Origin of the sequence: Xanthocytophaga flava, assembly GCF_030068545.1 — a bacterium.
Lineage (GTDB): Bacteria > Bacteroidota > Bacteroidia > Cytophagales > 172606-1 > Xanthocytophaga > Xanthocytophaga flava.
Genome location: NZ_JASJOR010000019.1, coordinates 78,350 through 98,094, shown reverse-complemented (window position 1 = coordinate 98,094; position 19,745 = coordinate 78,350). Strand labels below are relative to the sequence as shown.

Genomic DNA, 19,745 nt, shown 5'->3' with positions numbered 1-19,745 from the left:
CTACCTGTTATCATTTTGATAGAGAGTTCCAAACAGGATATTGAATGATTTTTATATTCAGTATCCTGTTTTAGTAACTGGCAACTAGTCTACTACAACAACTTTAACCATGGATGCTTTATTGACTTTTTTTACAAATCTGATCCAATCGATTTTTGGGAAATCCGGAGATACTATACATAAACTGGATGTAACGCTGGAAAATGCACGTAAACGTCTTAAAACGGTTCAGGAGACCTATTATGTTAAATTTAAGAAAGATCCTGATTCTTTTTTGTCACAAACAGGTGCATTATGGTTTGCCCGTAAAGATCTTGAAGCTGCCCGCTATTATGCCACAGGCGGTAAAGAAGGCTATGCAGTTTCTGACAAAGCAGATGCAGTCAGTGCACTGACAAAACTTGATCCCCGTTTTTCTTCCTTGTTGCAAGATATTCAGGAGACAGAAATACAAATGCAGGAAATGGAAAATGCAAAGGGTTTTTTCTTTGCAGGAATTAAGGATAATTCCATCTTTTATAAAGATATCCGAACAAGAAGAGAACTTTCTGCCAGAGAATCGTCTGAAGTCTGAGATGCTGTCTTAAAATATCATGAAAGCAGATTAGAGACCTCAGACATAGTATCCTTCACAGAACAAAACCTCATTTGTTACCCGTCTTCCAATAAGTCTGTGTTTAAATTTTGTTTTGAAAACTGGTTTTAAAAATGTTTTAAATCAGTCTCTCAAAAGAATGAATCGTTTAGATAATATGTAACGAAATATAAGTAACAACATGTCTGTCCTTCTTTCTTTTCATATTCTCACCAAACAGGATAACTTAATGGAAGTAGGTATACACATAGAACATCCAGATATTCATTACCTGTATGATTGCCCAAATGTGGCGTTGCAGATACTCCTTGAGGCATCAGAAGAGGGAAGGCTTATTGCACCTGATAAAATAAAATATTTTGAGCATCTTTTTGAGCTACAGAGTCCTACTGTAACCGTTACATCCCAGGAATATGATCGTATAACATGGATCTACCAAGGAAAGAAGATCGCATGGAAGGAGAAATATAGCTACAAGATTGGCTTGGAACCTGAACATGAAGCTTTCTGTGAGGAGGCGGAAGCACTTATTAGTTCAGTAGAACTGATAAGCCATAAAAACTATCCATTCTGGCGTGACAGTTATGATGCGTGGTTGAGCTGTTTGCAATTTAGCAGCCTCGAAAAATGGCAAGAAATTGTTGCAACTCATGATCAAGATGCATATCCTGTTTATACATTACGAATATGTGTCCAAGAAGCGGACATGTTAGCACATATAGTGGAAGGCCGTCACTGGCTGTCCGCGGCATATAATCACGAATGTTACCTGCCTTTTACATGGAAACCCCTAAGGTTCAATAGAAAGTTATTGATTGAACCTGTTGAAGTACCAGTTCCAGATAAGTTACAATCCTGGTGGGAGGAACTACCTCATGAGTGGAAACAGATTTTAAAGATCAATCTGTACCTGAACTATTATGAGTTGCCATTTCGCATGATGGAAAATTATCAGGGGCATAACATCCTCCAGCTTTTTAAAACCCAATATGGTGACCAACCGTTACCAGAGCCTGACCTGAAGGATTTGGAAAATATGTGTCGTATGAAAGCGCTGCTGGCTTCTAACGCACAACTTACTTCTCTTGAGCCCTTGTACTACCTAAGTGGGTTGGTAATCCTTGACATCTCCGAAAATCATATCAAGGATGCATCACCACTGAAAGCACTAAGTCAACTCCGGTACCTGAATGCTCAGGATGTTACTGATATTTCACCCATCACCACACTACACCAGCTGGAGTATCTGGACTTCGATCCACAGACTCAGAATGACTTTGATGTCGTACTCAATCTTACTCACTTGAAGCAGTTAAGTTTTTGGTTCATGAATGATCTTCTGAATGTACAGTCACTGACCGCATTGCCTGAGTTAAGAAAGATAAAAGCAATAGGCGGGTTCTCACCAGAGAATTTGACCTTGCTTCAGGATTTGTGCAGAAGAGGATTACAGATTGATTGGGAATGGGATGACGACAATGGGAAGGTACACAGACTGAAAGATTTTTAAATGAAGAATGATAAACCAGACTAATCAATATGAAAATCTCAGAACTTACTGAAGAGCAAATGGAACTGATCAACAGTAATCTTCAAGAAGCCAGGGAGCATTATCATGCAGCATTTGTCATTGAAGATGTAGATTTTATTGATTGTGATGAAGTGTGTGGTCTTTACACAGATATGATGTATGGTTTAAAAAGTGGTGAAATAGAAAGTTATGAGATCACTCGTCTGGTAGGCACAGCCTTCGGACACCTGTTTGTGACCAATAAAGGCTTTTGCTGGGTGGAAGTGGAAATTGATGAGGATAATGTAGACATGGCAGTTCATAATAGTCAGACAGGAGAGACAGTGTATCCTTTTAATGCTGTTCATAAACGAGTGGTGAACCAGGAGTCTGATGCTTTTATATGCTCCTTGTATACAACATTTTAAGATAGTCCGTCTAGTAAAAGGAAGAATAGAAAGAATTCTGGTTAGATAATTTTTTAGTTTGCTAATCAATACTTAACCTTTGGAGAAAGAAAACATGATTCACTTATTATGTTTCGGACAACAAGCCAATATTCTCTTAGGTTTGAAAGTGACTGAGAGAGTTGCAACAAAGATTGATACATTTTATTTTTTGTACATAGGGTTATGAAAAATTGCCTGGTCGAAAAAATATGATCTGGATGGAACCCAGTTTGATTGTTATGACAATGAGAAACAGGTTTTGTTGCTGTCAATGAAGTGAGGAAATGGTTTAATGAAACATTGGTGTAAATCGGGTACTATCCAAAATGGATGAAGAATAGTATAAATAGCAATACCAATACTTTTTAAGTTAAAACATCTATATGGAAATTACACCTGTCACTGAGCAGTTACATCTGCAAATACAACAAGCAGAAGCTGCACAGCAATATCTGTCTCTGACTTCCTACATTACAGAGCTTCAGAAACAACCTGTTCTTTCTCCGGAAGATATGGTGAATCTGAATGCGCTACAACAGCAGCTGGCATTTTCTCCACCGGAACAAAGATATATCTGGTTGTATCTCGGAAAATATTTTACGGGAAAAGATAACATTTATGCTGAAACACTTTTGAAGAAGTCGGCAGCTGCAACTATACAGACATTTGGTGAAAAAAGCTTTGACACTGGCATCCGTATTATTGATCTGGCAGAGTTTTATGCAAAAGTACAGATGCTCCCCGAAGCTATCCGAGCCTATCGGGGAGGTATTAGCATTCTTCAGGATACAAACGCCTATGGTGTAAGTGACTACAGTATTCCTGCACATAGCATGCAACTGGCTCAGCTATATCTGCAAACAGGAGAGTTGACAAATTATGAAACAACGCTGAAATCTGTTATCCACTGGTTTGAGCAGTTATTGGTAAAAGAACCAGGTACAGCCACTGTTATAAAAGAACGTATGGCAGAAGCTCAACTCAAGCTAGCCGATTATCATCTGGAATACACACAGGCAACCGAACCTGCATTGACTCTTTACCAACAGTTGAAAGCCGGATACCTGGAACGGGAAGGAGACACTATTCTACAGCCCATGTGTGATAACCGCATGGGCATTGTCTGTGAAAAGGCGCAGCAATGGGAACAAGCTGTGGCTCATTACCAGAAGGCAAGGAAGGCATTGGTCAGACTTTTTGGCGAATCACATGGGGACATTGCCTGGGTGGATGAACGCATTGCCCATTGTCAGCAAAATCAATAAGGACTCCATGGCACAAACCCGTGATGAACGTATGGCTGCTATTCATGTATTTACACAAGAATGGTTTGTTACAAATCATCCACAAAGTACAGAAGAAGCTTTTCAAAAGCTTAGTACACTGATACACCAGCATTTCTATGAGAATTATAGTTCATGGGATACTGAGTATGACCTGGTTGAAAGAGTGATTTGGAAAGCAATAACCTCTAATCCAAACTCCTGTAAAGGATACTTTTATAAAAGATTCTATTGTTTACTTACCTGAATGTACATTGATCAACTTATGATGACTTTAGAAGACAAAGATAATTTATTTGCTGCTTTTGATATTGTGAAATGGGAAGCAGAGCCTTATCTGGAAGGAGCCATTTCTTTTTTTAATTCCCAGCATCAATCTGTTGCCAGAGGAAAATACAGGCGTATTCTTGCCTTTCATGCACCTGAAGATATTACGCTGGTTCCGGGAATTGCCGCTGCTGCCGTTATCTCCGGAATGCCCGACAAGTTGAATGGAGATGAGGCCCGTGCTGTTCATTTTGCTTCTGTTATCGCAGATCGCTTACAACTGGACTTACTGGTAAAAGTAGACAATGATTACCTGGGAGTTACTGAATTTACAGTAGTCCAATAGACTTTTGAAAGAGAGGTTCAATAAGAGTCATCAACCGCTAATTTACTGTCAATCAAGGTTAATATTAATACTAGTGCAATATGGATACATTAACCATTCGTTCATCCTCTCCCAATATATGGGAACAAGTAAAAACAGCACCTCCCGGAAGTCTTTATCTTCAGTGCGAAGATGCATCACATGATTTACTATCGGCCATTGTAACCTGTTTGACTGATTTTGGTGCATCTGTTCAGAAGCTGGACCTTTCCCTGTATTTTCCTCAGGACCCTGTTTATCATGATATGGTGTTTTTTGACTTTGTCGCATCATGTCCAAATCTGGAACAACTTACATTGAAATACTGTGAGGTTGGTGCATCATTGTTACTACATCCAAAACTTAAAAGTTTACATCTTGAAAACTGCAGGTTGCGCACTGACGACCTGGTTGAAATTGGAGTAGCTTCGACATCAGTGTTAGAAGAAATGGCCCTTTATGATACCAATTGGTGTAACAACGATGAAAAAAATGTTAAAAAATTAACCATTGGCTCACGATCTTCTCTAAAGACTCTAAATTACTCACTGGATGAGGACTCAGTTGAGACCTATCCGGATGACATTGAAATAAATGGCTGTCCTTTACTTGAAAACATTCGTATTGATATTGATGCAACCTGGAGAGTAACACTAAAAGGCAATCTTCCAAAGCTTGTAACGCATAGATTTAGTAGCGGGCGTTTTGGTAATCATGAACTTGATTTTTCACAGATAGGTGATGGAAGTGCGAGTGATCTAATCCGTATTCGCGATGGAGAAGGTTCACTTAAAGGTACGGTTTATGTATTTCTGGGAGAAAATGGCCACTTCCAGTTGGATAAAGCGAAGCATATTGTACAGGTGTATGGAGGAAGTTGGAAAGACAGTATTGATGAACAGGTTACACACGCTGTACTATTAGGACAAGCCAGTGATGAATGGGATTCGGAAGATCTCATGGATGAAGATTTGCTGAAGCTGAGAGATGTGCTGGATGAAGGAAACGACATAGAACTTATTATGGAAAATGAGGCTGTCGAGCATTTTGAAGATTGGTATTAGTATACCTGTTTGGACTTAACTACATCACATTAAAATTTGAATGAATATGATGACAATAGAAGATCGCAATGCCATGTTAGAGGTGTTGAAAATTTACCGATGGAGTTTGATGCCCGTTGAGAAAGGGATCATTTCATTTATTACGAAAGAGAATAAAAAAGTGGCAGAAGGGAACTACGAAATCATCCTTTCACATGGTCCTGAAGAAGAGTTTACAATGGGCTATGGCATTAGTATCTATACATCCATGAATGCGCCTGTTATTAAACCACTTCCTGACTGCCCTATTGTGCAGCCAGGGAGTCTGGCCGATGCCGAAGCATTTGCGTTTAAAGTGGGGGAACAATTACACAAAGATTTTGTGCTGGATGTCATGCATGTGTATGTGGGTGTGTCAAACTTCCAGCTAACAGAGCCTATTGATGTAGAAGCTTTAAATATCAGTAAAAGTCTCAGTCAGATGCTCCGGGATCTTTCACGCATCAGAAAAGAACAACAGAATTGATTTGATCATGCGTAACAGTAAAACTTTATTTGAAACAAAAAGATGAGTTATAAATTCAGAAAACATCTGTGTATCAGCGGGAGTGCTACAGAAGCCCAGGGATGGATAAATGCATCTGTTCTGGAATCAAAAGACAAAGCTGTGCTGAGCCGCTTTGTCCAGCGCTTTCCCGACCTGTCTTTTTATAAAGAAACTGAAGAGAGCTTAAATAACCTGGAAGCCTCTCAAAAAATAAAGTTCCCCCACTGGTTGCGCAACCTGCTTACTACCGTTGGTTTTATTGCTCAGGATCAGCTTGAGTTCCGGGTTTCTGGCTTTGATGAGGACTATCGGTTTGGAAAGGATCGTTTGACTGGATTTTGGTTTCTTCCCTGGTTTGTGTATGGAGAAGAACAGGAAAGAAACTGGTTGCAACCGCTTTCCTTTTACCCGATCGCCCATGAAACAGAACGCCATACCTCCCGGCTTATCGTCTCACTTAGGGAAGAGGATCAGGCCGTATATGATTATTATTACATGGATATGATGGATGCAGAACTGGATGAAGAACCGATAGAGGATTGTATACAGCTGGCATTTACTTCCTATATCTCTCTGTTTGATCATGTTACAGAAGTGAAACTGGAGAATGGGACTATTATCATTGCCAGAGCAATATAAAAGCAGGCTATTTTGATTCCTGTGGACCCCCTTTTTTCTATAGTTGTCAGACAAGAAGATGGCAAACAAATAAAGTTATTGTAACCTCTATAATCGATACCTGTTATATCAAGGACGTTATTTAACATTTATACATGTATTTTAAGAAACTAGCACAACTAGATCTAGGACTCAAACGCTTATCGGATGCTATCCGGATAGACAATACACTGTACCTGAGAGATGATGATCAGATAACCTGTATCACGGCTGAACCAGACTTTACCCATGTATGGACAAAAAAGCTGGATTTAGGGCGTCCAAGTGGTAACCGTAATTTCTTTCAGTGCCTCAGAGGTTCGTCACAGGCAATCGTGACAACCAAAGAAAAAGACCGGGATGCTAATGTAAGTCTGCTGGCATTGAACCCTATAGATGGGCGCTTGTTGTGGGAAGTGCCTGTTTCTCCCAAAAAGCTGGCCGACAAGGGAGCTCCGGTGGTATGGGAAAACCGGGTGTGCATTGCTATTCAGCAAGACAAACATGTTCAGTATGTTGTCTACCATATCTACACGGGTGAACAGCTTGCAGAGTTAAACCTGCCAGAATCGTCTGTTTCTGCTTTGGGTATATGGACCTTGCAATGTGGTTCATGGATTTATGGAAAAGAATGGGGGTATGAAAAAAGCACCTGCTTGGTACGATTCAATCTTGCAGATGAAAGTCCGGTGTTGGAGCAGGTATCCACGCTGCCCATGTCTGATCTTCAGACAAATGGAACTGATCTCTACGCCTTTGCTTCTGATCCTTTCCGGATTGTGTGGTATGATGGACAGACAGCTTTGTTGAAGGGGGAATGCATACCGGTTAACTTTACATCTGATACTATAGAGATCTTTTTGCCATATCCCCCTCATGCACAGTTTGTATTGGTGTATTCTAAAGAAGAGCGGGCTATATGTTGTCTGAACCTGCTGGAAGGTACTCTGCAATGGCGCAAAGATTTTGAAGAAGATTGGGATGAAATCTATTCTGACAAGAGTACATTCAACGGATGGTATCTGACTATCCAATACAAAGGAACAGCGTTTAAACGAGCCTGCTTCTTTTTTCATCTGGATACGGGAGAAATGGAAGAAGCACCTGAGAAAATACACTCCAGAAGCGGACTTGAGCCCTTGGTATTGACAGATAAGTACTCCACGTACGACTTTTATTTGCCTGTGGCAGAAAAGCCTGCTGTTGAAGGGCGTGTTCGTTTGATGAAATGGGAAGAGTTTGGCAAAGAGGCAGAAAAGGTTGCTCTCCAGAAAACACCGCTGGAAATGCAGGTTGAAAATATTCAGCAGATGCTGGCAACAGTCCATAGCGAGGCTGAATATGAGGCTATCTTTGCGGCTGTTGAAACATTGTTTGGTGTAACGCTTGCTCCTGAAGTGAAGGAATTTATCCGAATGAATGAATCTATCCGTGGCTATTATCACATAAAGTCATTTTCTGAAACGTTATTGTCTGTTTATACATGTGGTGAGTTAGTTGGATACAATGATTTTCCTTTTGCAGAAAGTGTGTTTCCTGGAATTCTGATTGGAGGCACTCCATATGGTGAAGATTTCTGGTTGGATCTGGAATGGGGTAGTGTCATTTCATTAAATCACGATGCCACTTTTTACGAAGTAGCTTATGAAATAATAAAAGAAAGCAAACCTACCACAGCGTCTGGATTTACCTTAGACTTTTCCATGAAAGGAAGCGGGTTCTGGCTTTCTGAGTTGCTGGCATTCACTTCGACTGCCCGACATTTGAACCCTTATTCATCTGTAGAATCTGACAAAGAACCATTTGAATTGGTAAAATGGGTCTGGAAAGCAAAGCGTTGGTCAATAAATGCCTTACCCAACCATCGTTTTGCCCGAGGCGATATGTTTCTTTGGACTATTACCACAGATGCTTTATGTAGCAAAGACTGTAAAGAGAGAGTACTTGAGTTATACAATGCTGACTGTGAGGCTTTACTCACATGGCTAAATCAAGAGAATGAAAGCCTTGATCCTGCACAGGCAATTACCACAGCACCTTTGTATTTGACGGACAAGTTTGTCGTTTGTGACCCTCAACGAACGGAGGACTTGTATTTTCCCTGGAACAACACCAGTATCCCTATCACTCCAGGTCAGTATGCTGCCACTATTTACAAGCAGAATGGCCTGGCTCATTCTATTGTCATCTGGTTTGAAAAAGGGAAAATTGCTTCATTGAAGGAGTATGGTAATTTCTCCTCCATTGGCTTTAATGGATTCAACTTTTTTACAAAATATGTGGCCATCTTCGATCAAACGCTGGTTAGTAACAGGTTGCTAACCACATTGCCTGCGGAAAAATGGTCTTTGTTAGAAGAAGATACTACTGATTGGATACGTTATGATGTGCCACAGGAAAACACAGATACAGAGCCTAAAAATATGCTTGTGTTTAAAGTGAGTCCGGATACAGGCTTCTGTGATTCCTACTGGGGTTATGGAGAAGATGGGAATCTGCTTTGTTATGTACTCAATTTCAGAAAAGTACAGCCATAGCTGCAAAAGTAAATAGATAGGAATGAGTAGGTTTTACTTTAAATACATGTATCATCTCGATGAAAACCTGTTTTGTTGCCCTTATCTTCCTGAATAGTCATTTTCAGGAAAGTTTTATCCGGGATGCTATTCGGAAAACAGAAGCGACTTTTCCCATTGCACATCCCTTTAAGCGGGAAGTGTATACCAAAGTGGTTCTGTCTGCAACTATGTCTGTGGTATTTTATGAGATAGAGCAGACCCATGAACAGAAATCCAACTGTGATGTGGCTATTGAATTTTTCAGAGAAGATAACTTTCTTTCCATTTTACAAAAAAGTGCCCGTGAGAAAAGTTCTTCGTTTGCCTTTTATGCCTGTATGTATGACCCAGAGGCTAACTTTCTCATCACGAGTAAATATACGGAACAGGGTTTTGATGAAAGGCAATGCATTCGGGGAGATGTGACCCGAATCTTTACGCAGGCAGACGGATCAGTTACGATGGAAGACCATGACGCACCAGATCCGGTAACTGTACGGTTTCAGTTGGTCGAAAACTACCTGAATGACGAGATAGGTGTGACCCTTAATGAGTTGACTGCTGCCTGGCAAAAACGGCAAACAGCAGGAACAGTGCTTTGGGAGTGGAAATAGCTTGATGCTGCAAACGTAAAAGAAGAGATGGCTTTTCTGGTTTTGGTAGAGTCAATGTTTATCGACTGATCGAAACTCGGGTCATACCGCTTGGTGACCGGCAGTATGGTCACTTTACAGATTGACCATACTGCCGGTCAAAGTAAAAAGTGAACAGAGTTCGGATATTTTTGGAAAGTGACTGGTATTCGAATATTTCTGGAAAGTGACCAGAGTTCCAGTCAAACCACAAAGCGACCGGAAGTATGGTCAAAAACAAAAGCGAACAGAGTTCCGGTCAATTTCAAAAGTGATTCGATTTCTGTTCACTTTCCTTGTCGAATGTTTTCCTCTTCATTCGACCCTTAATGACCATTTTGACCGGAACTCGGATATTTCTTCTGTATGACCAGAATTCCGGTCATAGAACAGGACAAGATCAACTGTAACAAGGTCACTTTTATAACAATTGTTGAATAAAAACAGGACATCAATTAGCATAAGAGGATCATAGATAAAGATCCGAGAGAAGTTAAAATGTCAGTTGCCTGATAAACAAATGCTTCAATTTTAAGCTCAACATTCCAATGTCAGAAAGTAAATTACGGGTTACTTCTATTGCTGAAGGACTCAAAAATCCGGAAGAAGTAAAAATACTGGATCTGAAAGACCAGAAAATTACCAATCTGGATCTGGAAATCATTATGTTCAGCAATCTGGAAGAACTGATTCTGGACAACAACCCTACATTGTATTCCCTTCCAGATGAAATTGAATACCTGCCTTCCTTGCAGCGGCTTAGCATCAATCAGTGTAGTATCTATTTACTTACTCAGCTTAAAAAGATTCCAACTCTCCGAAAACTTAGTTGCCGAAAGATGAAAGAGGATATTCTGGAAGAAAAGGATAAGATATATGCCTTGACCAATTTACAGGAACTCGATATATCAGAAAATGAATGGAGAATAGAGCCTTCTTTTGGTAATCTGGCCAATCTGGAAGTATTTATCGCTGAGGGGTGTGGGATTAGCGCTATCGCTGATGACATAGCCAACCTGACTAAACTGCGAAAACTTAGTCTGCGCAATAATCGTCTGCATACATTACCAGATAAGGTCTTTGAACTGCCTCATTTACAAACGTTGCTGGTTACAGGAAAAGACAATCATCTCAAAAGTATTGGCAGTCGGTTACAAAAACTCAGGCAGGAACGATCTGACTTTGAAACCGACTATGTTTTTGAAGATTTCTCTACCTCTGAAGTAAGTTTGTCCGCAACCGTAATTGAGCAGTTGGAACGATTAGCGATTCCGCATCTCAGTAAAAAATCAAAAGAGCATTTTATCACTTCAAAGGAAGTAGAATATCAGGTTCCTTCTGCTATTGTTCAGTTTTTATGGGAATTTGATTGGAATGTGAGCGGCTTATCATTGCAATGGAATGAGGTTGGTTTAAAAAATATGCTGGCATCTGAATCAGATGGAATTTCCGAACAAAATAAGCAAGAATGGAATGTAGATATTTCAGCTACCCAAGCCAATCATCTGGAGGTATTTAATGAGACTACCTATCTGCTGATGTTTGGAAGCTGGACAGATACCGCATTGCATCAGCATTATCTGGTCTTTGATATGAATGAGAGGGAGGCTGATCCTGTGGTATATTCTATTGACTTTGAAGGAGAATACGAAAGCCAGGGAAAACTAAGTGAGTTTTTGAATCTACTGGATAACACGGCTTCTACCACAAAACGCTGAAAATAGGATGACAGCCCCCAAATACCTGATAACCGGATTACTATTCCTCTGTCACACAATACTTTCGTGTGCCCAAAGCGAAACATTCACCTCGCTGAAACGAGTATTCAGTGATAATAGCGAATGGGCACTTGCCACTTCCAATGGAGATATTTCCATCAAGAGAGTTTTTTCTGACAATTCACAATGGCGGGTAAAGTGGTACAATGAAGAATACCTGATTGAACGTATTTTTCAGGATGGTTCCGAATGGCGCATGCGTACACCAGAGGGCGTGTATCTGTTAAAGAAAACTGTTTCAGATGGTGCATCCTGGTCACTGTCGGGTGACTATGACGATTACACCATTCAGCGAACGTTTCAGGATGGCTCTGACTGGACTGGGAGCGGTTCCAAAGGGAACTTGTCTGTGCATCGTACGTTTTCAGATGGTTCTCACTGGGACCTGAGTGATTCACTAAAGGATACTCCGGCCTTTGCCAAAATATTTATCTCTTTTGTGGCTATTGTTTCTCAATCAACTAGAAAGTAATCAGCTAAATCTGGAAATTGGATGAATGATCGTGAGCTTGATCCAACCTATATTGTATGGCATCCGTGTGTAGGGAGAAATTCAACTGATAAAACTATAGTCACTGTCAATGTTACACCACTGGGCTTTGACAAAATACCCAATGGGCCTGCTTCCTTTTTTGATGCATTATTAGCAGATATTGGACTGACTTATAAGGCAAGTAGCTGGTCTATACTTCCTTATCGATCAAACTATCATGCAGACAAAGAGACAAATAAACATTGGCAGGAACGTTGGCTTTACAATTGGCGAATCGCAATTATGATTTTGGAAGAGTTGACAGGACAACGGTTGTTTGATGATGAATACTTTGAAACATATGCTTATTCATTTGATTTTCTTCTTCCTGAACAAGAAATAAACTGTATCATTATTTCTGATTTTAGAAGTTTTCAGGATCGGGACAATGCACATGATTCAATTCTTCAATCTGAGACAATTAAAAGCATAAGGCAGGTTTTAGCTGTCTCAGAACCTGAATTTTACTATGTCGATATTGGAAGGGATTTCTTTCAGTTGCAGATAGATTTGGGTGTGTTTGCAGAATCTTTCTTTCAAACCGACTTTCCATATGCCACAATGGTAGAAAAAATCTGCGAGTCTTGTGGTGGAATAACATCCTTTGATCAACGGGCAAATGTATGGGGAGAACTATGATTACTCCTGGTACATACTAAAACAAAGAGGAATAAACAGATATAAATATCTCATCCCTCTCTGTCTTTTTTCACGATGTAGAATGTTGTAAAGCGTTAAATTTTCAAATAATAAACACATCAGAAAATGGGTCTGTTAAAATCTACTGATAAGTATGAAATCATGCTTATCAAGAATGCCACCAGAAAAGATGTTATAAACACTTTTCAGCGTGACGAATATGATTGGTTTATCTGGGATGAAATACAACGTACTGAAAAACAGCCATACGAGATTGTATGGGCTGCAGATGATGAGGGCAAGACATTGGTGTCCTATATCCAGGACTTTATTGTAAATATGGATTATCTCTTGGTACGTGGTGAAAATGTGTTGGAAATTGCCCCAGAAGTTCGTTCACTTTTTCAGCAACGTATTTTTACAAAAGAAGAGATTCTGCATTTGTGGTCACAGGCACAAACGCAGAATGAGAAAATCAAATCCATCTATCAGATTGGCGTAAGTGCCTCCTCCACATTTGATCCGGATATCTATGCGATATTTGAGACACTCGTCAATGAGAGTGACAACGAAGTACGACTGGCCGCTGTCTGGAGTATGAGTTACATTGCCTGGCCTCAAATACAAGAGTTGGTTACCCAATATGCCATGTCTGATTCTGATAGTGAAGTCAGAGATGTAGCTCAAGCATTGTTACAAACTTATGAGACAGGCATAGGTTTGGGATTCTAATTATAGATGTTGAAAGGGCTTATACAACCCTCAGAAAGAAATATGATCGATTTTGAACCATTCGCTCAGGTATTTGGCACTCCTTTATCTGGCACAGGTGTAGATCTGGCTTCTTTAAAGTTGAGTCATTCTGTCGAACTTCTGGAATTTGTTACAACAATAGGAAGTGGTTGTTTTTCAAATGGCCTGGTCTCAATCGCTTCGCAGCGAGAACAGGTTTCTGATTTAGGAGGTTGGGAACATTGGTTACCTCCGTCCACCTATTTATTTGGAAGCACTTGTTTTGGTTTCTTATTCTGCACAAGTGGCAATGATCTGTGGCTTATTGATACACACTATGGAGAAATTATAGAATCAGATTTCTCCATAACTGATTTTATCAATGATTTAGCTCAGACAGATGTACAAGGGGATATATTAAAGCGTTCTTTTTTTCGATCCTGGTTTACGTTATCTGGAAGATCGGTTTTAGATGTAGTGCTTTCTCCAACTCCCGCTATACCTCTTGGAGGAAGTTGGGATATTTCTACCTTATCACCTATGCCTATGTCTTTGTATCTGCCTTTTACAGGGCAGATGTTCTCTCCAGAAAGCGGGATGCCTGCAACTGTTCATAGATTACAGCAATAATAGCTGACTCGTATACGCTTCCTTGGTTTTAAGCATGGATATGTATGCACAAGAGTTAGTGAGGAAAGATTCAATTTATACCTAACATGCGACCTCCCGAATTTTGAGTAAAAATGGCATTGAGAAAGTAAGAACAAACGTTACAAAGAGAGCAAAGACAACTTCAATCGCGAATGACAGTGTAGGTGCGTTGGCAATCCTTTTCCCGCGAGGTTGGCCTTTGGCCTTGCGGGTTGGAGGATCGGGAAAAGGTGCCCTTTTTTGCACACACACAAATCTGGCTCACCAAACTCTCGTTTGGTGCCCTGTTTTTTGGCAAGCAAAAAATGAAGGAGCTACAAGAAGAGTGTTGTAAGTGACAATAAACAAATGACAATAGATTAATTCTCAAAAAAGAACCCAAGCCCACACTTATAAAAGGAATAGATTTGGGTTTTACTCTCATCCAATATTCGGGATGACTCATGTTTTTATTTCTGGGGGTATAGCTAACCCTAAAATTTGCCCAGAACACACATGTTACTTTTGTCCTGATTGTCAGTCACATCCTTTTGTTCCTTAAAAAAAGTAATCTCTTGTATATGCTTTGTATACGGTGCTTTTTCGGTGTTTCCCTCTGTCAATCCTACTTTTGATGCCAGTCTGTTACCTTATCTGATGTACCTGCACAATGTCATTCCGATGTGATGCAGTCACTTTATGAAGTCAGAATATCAGGTGACAATCATTACACTTTTAAAACTTTAAAAACAGTTATGAGAAACATTTTTTTAGTAGCCCTCACTTTTATTGTATTTCTATTTACAGCCTGCAATGACGATGACAGTCCGGTACCTGCTGCGCCAGGAGTGTATGTAGTAGGGTATGAAAATCTCGATGATGAATATCACTCTCAGGCCAAATTCTGGAAAGATGGCGTAGTTTCTAATCTTACTTCCACCGCTGACTATGGTACAGCTAACGATGTATTTGTCAGTGGTCAGGATGTTTACGTGGTAGGTTCTGTAGGTAGTCCATCCCCCTTGCAGCCCACTATTTGGAAAAATGGAAAATCAGCTAAACTAGGTGTAACTAATACAGGTATTGGAGGATCGGCCACTCATATTGTTACTTCTGGTAAGGATGTTTACGCTATCGGATTTATTTATGATGCTAACTATGGTCAACATGCTACGCTTTGGAAAAATGGAGAGGTGAGTCTGATGCAGGAAAAAACAAACATATATTTTGAAGGGTTGGCGGTCTCGGGTTCAGATGTATACGTAGGTGGAACAGAGTATGTGAACTCAAAAGGTGTTGCCACAATCTGGAAAAATGGTGTTGCCTCACGTATTGGCCCTGTTGAAGGTAGTACCTACACTGGCATTCATGATATTACTATTGCAGGTGCAGATGTGTATGTGGTGGGTGTGAGGACTCAGGGTGGAAGTGGTTCGGAGGCTGTGGTTTGGAAAAATGGAGTCGTAACAGGTGTGTTGGCTACAGGTACTCAGCAACTGGATCTTAATGATATCTATGTTTCAGGAACAGATGTTTATGTGGCAGGATTCGTGGATGATGGGAAACACGGTAGCGGTGTAGTTTGGAAAAATGGAGTTGCTACAGAGCTTACTGATCCTTCTACTCATTCTTCTGCAAGTTCTGTATGTGTTGTGGGAGACGATGTTTATGTAGGCGGATTTATCAGCCAGTATTATTTGGAGAATGGATCTGGTCGTATTTATAGAAGTGCCAAAGTATGGAAAAATGGTGTCTTGACTAATCTCACCAATAGTACATATAATTCTGAAGTACTAAGCATCTTCGTTGTAAAGTGAGATAAACAAGTCTGAGAAAAATTCTAATGCAAAAAACACAATCGAAAAACAATCATGAAAAATATAATCTTATTAACCCTCATTTTTACAGTTTTCCTATTTACAGCTTGTAGCAAAGATGACAGTCCGGCACCTGCTGCACCGGGAGTATATGTGGTGGGCTATGAGAATCTCGATGATCAATATCACGGACAGGCTAAATTGTGGAAAGATGGTGTGGCTTCTAACCTTTCCTCCCCTGCTGACTATGCTTCAGCTGAGGACGTCTTTGTCAGTGGCCAGGATGTTTATGTGGCAGGTTCTGTGGGTAGTTTGACAAAATCACAACCTACCATTTGGAAAAATGGAAATGCAACTCAACTGGAGTTAACAAGTTCTTTCATAGGAGGCTTAGCCACTCGGATTGTTGTTGTTGGTAAGGATGTTTACGCTATCGGATATGTTTCTGATTCTAATTATAAGAAATATGCCACTTTTTGGAAAAATGGAAAAATTAGCATCATTGAGCAAAAATCAGGTCAAATATACTTCAATGGTCTGGCGGTCTCGGGTTCAGATGTGTACATAGGCGGCATAGAGTATGTAAATTCAGAAGGTGTTGCCACAATCTGGAAAAATGGTGTTGCCTCACGTATTGGCCCTGTTGAAGGTAGTACCTACACTGGTATCGATGATATTACTATTGCAGGTGCAGATGTGTATGCTCTTGGGCTTAGACAAAAAGAAGGAGCTGATTTGGAAGTGGTGGTATGGAAAAACGGTGTGGCTGGTGTAATTGCAACAAATACAGAAGGTATTGAGCTAGAAGATATTCATGTTTCCGGAGGGGATGTATATGCTGCTGGATTCATGTATAAACAAAGGAAAGGGAGAGGCGTCATTTGGAAAAATGGAGTTGCTACGGAGCTTACCGATGGAACTATCTTTTCTGCTGCCAAATCCATTTTTGCAATAGATGGAGATATTTATGTGACAGGATTTATCAATGTAGATTACTCCGGAAATGGAAGCTCCGGCTCTTATAGAAGTGCAAAGTTATGGAAAAATGGGGTAGTAACAGATCTCTCTACCAATGGTAGCAAGTTTGATTCTGAGGCACTAGGCATCTTTGTTGTAAAGTAAGATAAACAAGTCTGAGAAAAATTCTAATGCAAAAAACACATTGAAAAACAGTAGTAGGGTATGATTGTCCTTACTGAAGGAATGACCGATGCATACATGTATGGCATCTGTGTAAAATAACACAAAATATTTACAAATGGAGGCGCCACCAGTTGGCGCTTTCTTACCATGTAGACAATGATGAAAGCGATACTAAATACAGCTTTAGTCTTCAAGACGTCTAATTCTACCTATACCTGAGCCCTTCTTCTGAGTGGCTTTATTTCTGCATAAATATCTTCTACAGAGACGGCTATTCTCAACTAACAACCTTGATACTTATATCCTCATTATCAGTTCCATCCTTTTATTGCTATAAAAAAACAATGCCTTGTATATACTTTGTATACGGTGCTTTTTCGGTGTTTTCTTTTACCAAGCCTACTTTTGACATGAGTTTGTTCCAACAACAAACTACCTCACTAATAGTCATTTTTTCAATTCGCTTCTATGAAAACAGAAAACCATTCTGAGAAAATCTACAATCCTGAAAATGCATTTGAGCAACCCGAGTTGGTCGGCGTGATCAAAATAAGCCAGACCATTCCTGAACAGATCCAGACACTCCCTCAGGTACATACACTGATTCTGAACAACATTCAATCTTCTTTCCTGCCCGACTGGCTGGGGCAGTTGAGTACTGTGCAGAAAATAAAATTTGATAGAGGTACCATGCACCTGCTTACAGCACACAATATGCAGGTGCTTTCACAAATGAAAAGCTTACAGCATATCGAGATACTTCGTGGTCCTTTACCAGTTGAAATAGTCTATCTCAAACAGGTAAAAAAGCTGCACATCCATCAATGGCAATGGGAAGAAGATCTGCATATCCCTGCTCAGATCTGCGAATCACTGGCTCAGATGAACAGTCTGGAATATTTGCAGATTGATTCAGGTTTTCTGCCTGTTCAGGTTAAATTACTTACCCGGTTGACCTATCTGGATATGAGTAGCCAACCAACAGCAACGGTGGATGCTATTCTGGAGCTCAATCAGCTGAAATCTCTTCATTTGCTTAAATGCCCTTTATCTGCTGACCAAGTAGAAAAGCTGAGCTTGTTTGCTGGTTTACAGGAACTGACTTTGGCAAAGTGTGGTTTGACCCAGTTTCCTCAACCACTACTTTCGCTGGATTCGCTTCACTATCTGGATTTGAGAGAAAACAAGCTGGTTTCTCTTCCTACGCAACGCCAGTTCGATACTTTCAGTGAGTTGAAGTATTTAGATTTACAGAATTGTGAACTGGAAGGTTTTCCGTTAGGTATTCTGAGTTTGCACAAACTGGAAAAGTTGGATCTGTCAGAAAACCCACAGATTCAGACTTTACCCTTTGCCATCAATGCATTGAATCAGCTTCAAATACTAAATCTGCAAAAAACAGGCTTGCGAGAAGTTCCGAACTCAATAGAAAGTTTGACTCAACTTGAAGAATTGAAGTTGTCAGATAATTCACTGGAGTCAGTACCCAATTTGAAAGTGTTACCTAATCTGAAGCGAACAGAGTTGTATCGTGCATTTGTGAAAGAATATGACAGAGACTTTAGGGAGAAAATTTATGCACTATTAACTGATTGTCCGGGACTTATTTTGCTTGATGAATGGATGTCTGAAAGCGAGAGAGTCTTGTCAGTTCAGGTTGAGCAAATACAGGATATTTTGAACCAGATTGGAGAAGAACCTCGGTTAGACCGGTATTTTGTTGGGTTTGAGTACATGGTAGATGAAATTTATATAAAGGCAGAGTCCGATGTTCTGCTTCCATTATTGAACGCAGCAAGGGAAGCAGAATCTAGTGATTCATCAATACCGTCAAATTGGTGGACGCTACCCGAGAAACAAAAGATGTTTTTGGGTGAACATAAGGTGTGTTCTTTCATTGATGTTATGAAGGATTCTATGAGCTTTGAAACCCTAAATGATAATAGTTCTCTTGTATATTTAAATCAATGCTTTGATTTGGCTCCATGGGCTAATTTTCTTTTTGGATGGGAAGCGGCTCCTCCTAACCATGAGTATGCTTTTGGGGTTTTTGAGATTAAAAAAGAGGATAAGGATGAATGGTATGAAACCCAGTTGGTAGCGCAGATTGATGCAATTATGAAGATTGCCAGTGAACTTGAAAAAGAGGGTGTGACAGGCCGTCAGTTTGCTTTTGTGATTTACAATAAGGAAGACGATGAAATCCATATCACATGTATGGCTGATACCATAACATCACTGATTGAGAAAATAGCTAAAGAATCAGCTCTTCCAGAAGAAAAACTAACAGCAGAGCAAATAGTATTTGAACTTCCTCAACGACAAAAAGCTTTTCAAACGCCTTTGATTATTTCGTTTTTGCAGCGAATGCAGCTTAGACCCTGGATTTGGGCTTTTCAGGATACTGCTTCCATAGAACGCGTAACCTGGTTTATAACTCACGAGGATTTTAGCGATGAATATTTTCCTGGGATTGATACGGTTGTTAAAAACTATCAGTTTCTCTTTGGCTGGAACCTTTATGGACAGGAAGCCTTTGCTGTGATTGAGATCCTGGAGGCAGAATGAT

The 19,745-nt window shown here is 40.1% G+C and carries 19 protein-coding genes; all 19 read left to right on the top strand.

Annotated features, from left to right (window positions below; genetic code table 11):
• Positions 1 to 109 precede the first annotated feature (109 nt).
• Entirely contained in the window at positions 110 to 574 is a 465-nt protein-coding gene (locus QNI15_RS24760; RefSeq protein ID WP_314034236.1) for a hypothetical protein, read from the top strand.
• 202 nt (positions 575 to 776) lie between these two features.
• Positions 777 to 2,105: a hypothetical protein gene (locus QNI15_RS24755; protein ID WP_313994458.1), complete on the top strand. Its 1,329-nt coding sequence runs from the start codon at positions 777 to 779 to the stop codon at positions 2,103 to 2,105.
• A gap of 29 nt (positions 2,106 to 2,134) precedes the next feature.
• Positions 2,135 to 2,533, top strand: coding sequence for a DUF3806 domain-containing protein (locus tag QNI15_RS24750; RefSeq protein ID WP_313994461.1), 399 nt, complete (start codon positions 2,135 to 2,137; stop codon positions 2,531 to 2,533).
• Positions 2,534 to 2,937: 404 nt separating this feature from the next.
• Positions 2,938 to 3,819, top strand: a complete 882-nt coding sequence (locus QNI15_RS24745) for a hypothetical protein (protein ID WP_313994464.1) — start codon at positions 2,938 to 2,940, stop codon at positions 3,817 to 3,819.
• The gene (locus QNI15_RS24740; protein ID WP_314034234.1) at positions 3,764 to 4,084 is read left to right on the top strand and encodes a hypothetical protein; all 321 of its coding nucleotides are present in this window, start codon (positions 3,764 to 3,766) and stop codon (positions 4,082 to 4,084) included. The genes QNI15_RS24745 and QNI15_RS24740 overlap by 56 nt, the downstream gene beginning before the upstream one ends.
• Before the next feature lie 18 nt (positions 4,085 to 4,102).
• Positions 4,103 to 4,450 carry a hypothetical protein gene (locus QNI15_RS24735; protein ID WP_313994470.1) on the top strand — a complete coding sequence of 116 codons (348 nt, stop codon included), beginning with the start codon at positions 4,103 to 4,105 and terminating at the stop codon, positions 4,448 to 4,450.
• 80 nt (positions 4,451 to 4,530) lie between these two features.
• The gene (locus QNI15_RS24730; RefSeq protein ID WP_313994472.1) at positions 4,531 to 5,532 is read left to right on the top strand and encodes a hypothetical protein; all 1,002 of its coding nucleotides are present in this window, start codon (positions 4,531 to 4,533) and stop codon (positions 5,530 to 5,532) included.
• Positions 5,533 to 5,578: 46 nt separating this feature from the next.
• The gene (locus tag QNI15_RS24725) at positions 5,579 to 6,037 is read left to right on the top strand and encodes a hypothetical protein (protein WP_313994474.1); all 459 of its coding nucleotides are present in this window, start codon (positions 5,579 to 5,581) and stop codon (positions 6,035 to 6,037) included.
• Positions 6,038 to 6,079: 42 nt separating this feature from the next.
• Positions 6,080 to 6,697 (top strand): hypothetical protein, encoded by a 618-nt coding sequence (locus QNI15_RS24720; protein ID WP_313994478.1) that lies wholly within the window; start codon positions 6,080 to 6,082, stop codon positions 6,695 to 6,697.
• A gap of 134 nt (positions 6,698 to 6,831) precedes the next feature.
• Positions 6,832 to 9,252, top strand: a complete 2,421-nt coding sequence (locus QNI15_RS24715) for a hypothetical protein (protein WP_314034232.1) — start codon at positions 6,832 to 6,834, stop codon at positions 9,250 to 9,252.
• Positions 9,253 to 9,311: 59 nt separating this feature from the next.
• Positions 9,312 to 9,887 carry a hypothetical protein gene (locus tag QNI15_RS24710; protein WP_314034230.1) on the top strand — a complete coding sequence of 192 codons (576 nt, stop codon included), beginning with the start codon at positions 9,312 to 9,314 and terminating at the stop codon, positions 9,885 to 9,887.
• 566 nt (positions 9,888 to 10,453) lie between these two features.
• On the top strand, positions 10,454 to 11,623 hold the full coding sequence (locus tag QNI15_RS24705; RefSeq protein WP_314034228.1) for a leucine-rich repeat domain-containing protein: 1,170 nt from the start codon (positions 10,454 to 10,456) through the stop codon (positions 11,621 to 11,623).
• Between the two features lie 7 nt (positions 11,624 to 11,630).
• The gene (locus tag QNI15_RS24700) at positions 11,631 to 12,155 is read left to right on the top strand and encodes a hypothetical protein (protein WP_314034226.1); all 525 of its coding nucleotides are present in this window, start codon (positions 11,631 to 11,633) and stop codon (positions 12,153 to 12,155) included.
• A gap of 21 nt (positions 12,156 to 12,176) precedes the next feature.
• On the top strand, positions 12,177 to 12,854 hold the full coding sequence (locus tag QNI15_RS24695) for a hypothetical protein (protein ID WP_313994491.1): 678 nt from the start codon (positions 12,177 to 12,179) through the stop codon (positions 12,852 to 12,854).
• A 126-nt stretch (positions 12,855 to 12,980) separates the two neighbouring features.
• Positions 12,981 to 13,586, top strand: a complete 606-nt coding sequence (locus tag QNI15_RS24690) for a HEAT repeat domain-containing protein (protein ID WP_313994494.1) — start codon at positions 12,981 to 12,983, stop codon at positions 13,584 to 13,586.
• A 42-nt stretch (positions 13,587 to 13,628) separates the two neighbouring features.
• Complete coding sequence (locus QNI15_RS24685) at positions 13,629 to 14,216, top strand: hypothetical protein (protein ID WP_313994497.1); 588 nt, start codon at positions 13,629 to 13,631, stop codon at positions 14,214 to 14,216.
• A gap of 755 nt (positions 14,217 to 14,971) precedes the next feature.
• Complete coding sequence (locus QNI15_RS24680) at positions 14,972 to 16,033, top strand: hypothetical protein (RefSeq protein ID WP_314034224.1); 1,062 nt, start codon at positions 14,972 to 14,974, stop codon at positions 16,031 to 16,033.
• A gap of 54 nt (positions 16,034 to 16,087) precedes the next feature.
• Positions 16,088 to 17,155 (top strand): hypothetical protein, encoded by a 1,068-nt coding sequence (locus tag QNI15_RS24675; RefSeq protein WP_314034222.1) that lies wholly within the window; start codon positions 16,088 to 16,090, stop codon positions 17,153 to 17,155.
• Positions 17,156 to 17,644: 489 nt separating this feature from the next.
• Entirely contained in the window at positions 17,645 to 19,744 is a 2,100-nt protein-coding gene (locus QNI15_RS24670; RefSeq protein WP_314034220.1) for a leucine-rich repeat domain-containing protein, read from the top strand.
• Position 19,745 lies beyond the last annotated feature (1 nt).

What these genes read in the sequence shown, in the direction of transcription:
- QNI15_RS24670 (WP_314034220.1), top strand. Translation starts at nt 17,645, where the DNA reads ATGAAAACAGAAAACCATTCTGAGAAAATCTACAATCCTGAAAATGCA.
- QNI15_RS24760 (WP_314034236.1), top strand. Translation starts at nt 110, where the DNA reads ATGGATGCTTTATTGACTTTTTTTACAAATCTGATCCAATCGATTTTT.
- QNI15_RS24750 (WP_313994461.1), top strand. Translation starts at nt 2,135, where the DNA reads ATGAAAATCTCAGAACTTACTGAAGAGCAAATGGAACTGATCAACAGT.
- QNI15_RS24730 (WP_313994472.1), top strand. Translation starts at nt 4,531, where the DNA reads ATGGATACATTAACCATTCGTTCATCCTCTCCCAATATATGGGAACAA.
- QNI15_RS24755 (WP_313994458.1), top strand. Translation starts at nt 777, where the DNA reads ATGTCTGTCCTTCTTTCTTTTCATATTCTCACCAAACAGGATAACTTA.
- QNI15_RS24695 (WP_313994491.1), top strand. Translation starts at nt 12,177, where the DNA reads ATGAATGATCGTGAGCTTGATCCAACCTATATTGTATGGCATCCGTGT.
- QNI15_RS24725 (WP_313994474.1), top strand. Translation starts at nt 5,579, where the DNA reads ATGATGACAATAGAAGATCGCAATGCCATGTTAGAGGTGTTGAAAATT.
- QNI15_RS24715 (WP_314034232.1), top strand. Translation starts at nt 6,832, where the DNA reads ATGTATTTTAAGAAACTAGCACAACTAGATCTAGGACTCAAACGCTTA.
- QNI15_RS24745 (WP_313994464.1), top strand. Translation starts at nt 2,938, where the DNA reads ATGGAAATTACACCTGTCACTGAGCAGTTACATCTGCAAATACAACAA.
- QNI15_RS24720 (WP_313994478.1), top strand. Translation starts at nt 6,080, where the DNA reads ATGAGTTATAAATTCAGAAAACATCTGTGTATCAGCGGGAGTGCTACA.
- QNI15_RS24680 (WP_314034224.1), top strand. Translation starts at nt 14,972, where the DNA reads ATGAGAAACATTTTTTTAGTAGCCCTCACTTTTATTGTATTTCTATTT.
- QNI15_RS24690 (WP_313994494.1), top strand. Translation starts at nt 12,981, where the DNA reads ATGGGTCTGTTAAAATCTACTGATAAGTATGAAATCATGCTTATCAAG.
- QNI15_RS24685 (WP_313994497.1), top strand. Translation starts at nt 13,629, where the DNA reads ATGATCGATTTTGAACCATTCGCTCAGGTATTTGGCACTCCTTTATCT.
- QNI15_RS24740 (WP_314034234.1), top strand. Translation starts at nt 3,764, where the DNA reads ATGGGGACATTGCCTGGGTGGATGAACGCATTGCCCATTGTCAGCAAA.
- QNI15_RS24700 (WP_314034226.1), top strand. Translation starts at nt 11,631, where the DNA reads ATGACAGCCCCCAAATACCTGATAACCGGATTACTATTCCTCTGTCAC.
- QNI15_RS24705 (WP_314034228.1), top strand. Translation starts at nt 10,454, where the DNA reads ATGTCAGAAAGTAAATTACGGGTTACTTCTATTGCTGAAGGACTCAAA.
- QNI15_RS24710 (WP_314034230.1), top strand. Translation starts at nt 9,312, where the DNA reads ATGAAAACCTGTTTTGTTGCCCTTATCTTCCTGAATAGTCATTTTCAG.
- QNI15_RS24675 (WP_314034222.1), top strand. Translation starts at nt 16,088, where the DNA reads ATGAAAAATATAATCTTATTAACCCTCATTTTTACAGTTTTCCTATTT.
- QNI15_RS24735 (WP_313994470.1), top strand. Translation starts at nt 4,103, where the DNA reads ATGATGACTTTAGAAGACAAAGATAATTTATTTGCTGCTTTTGATATT.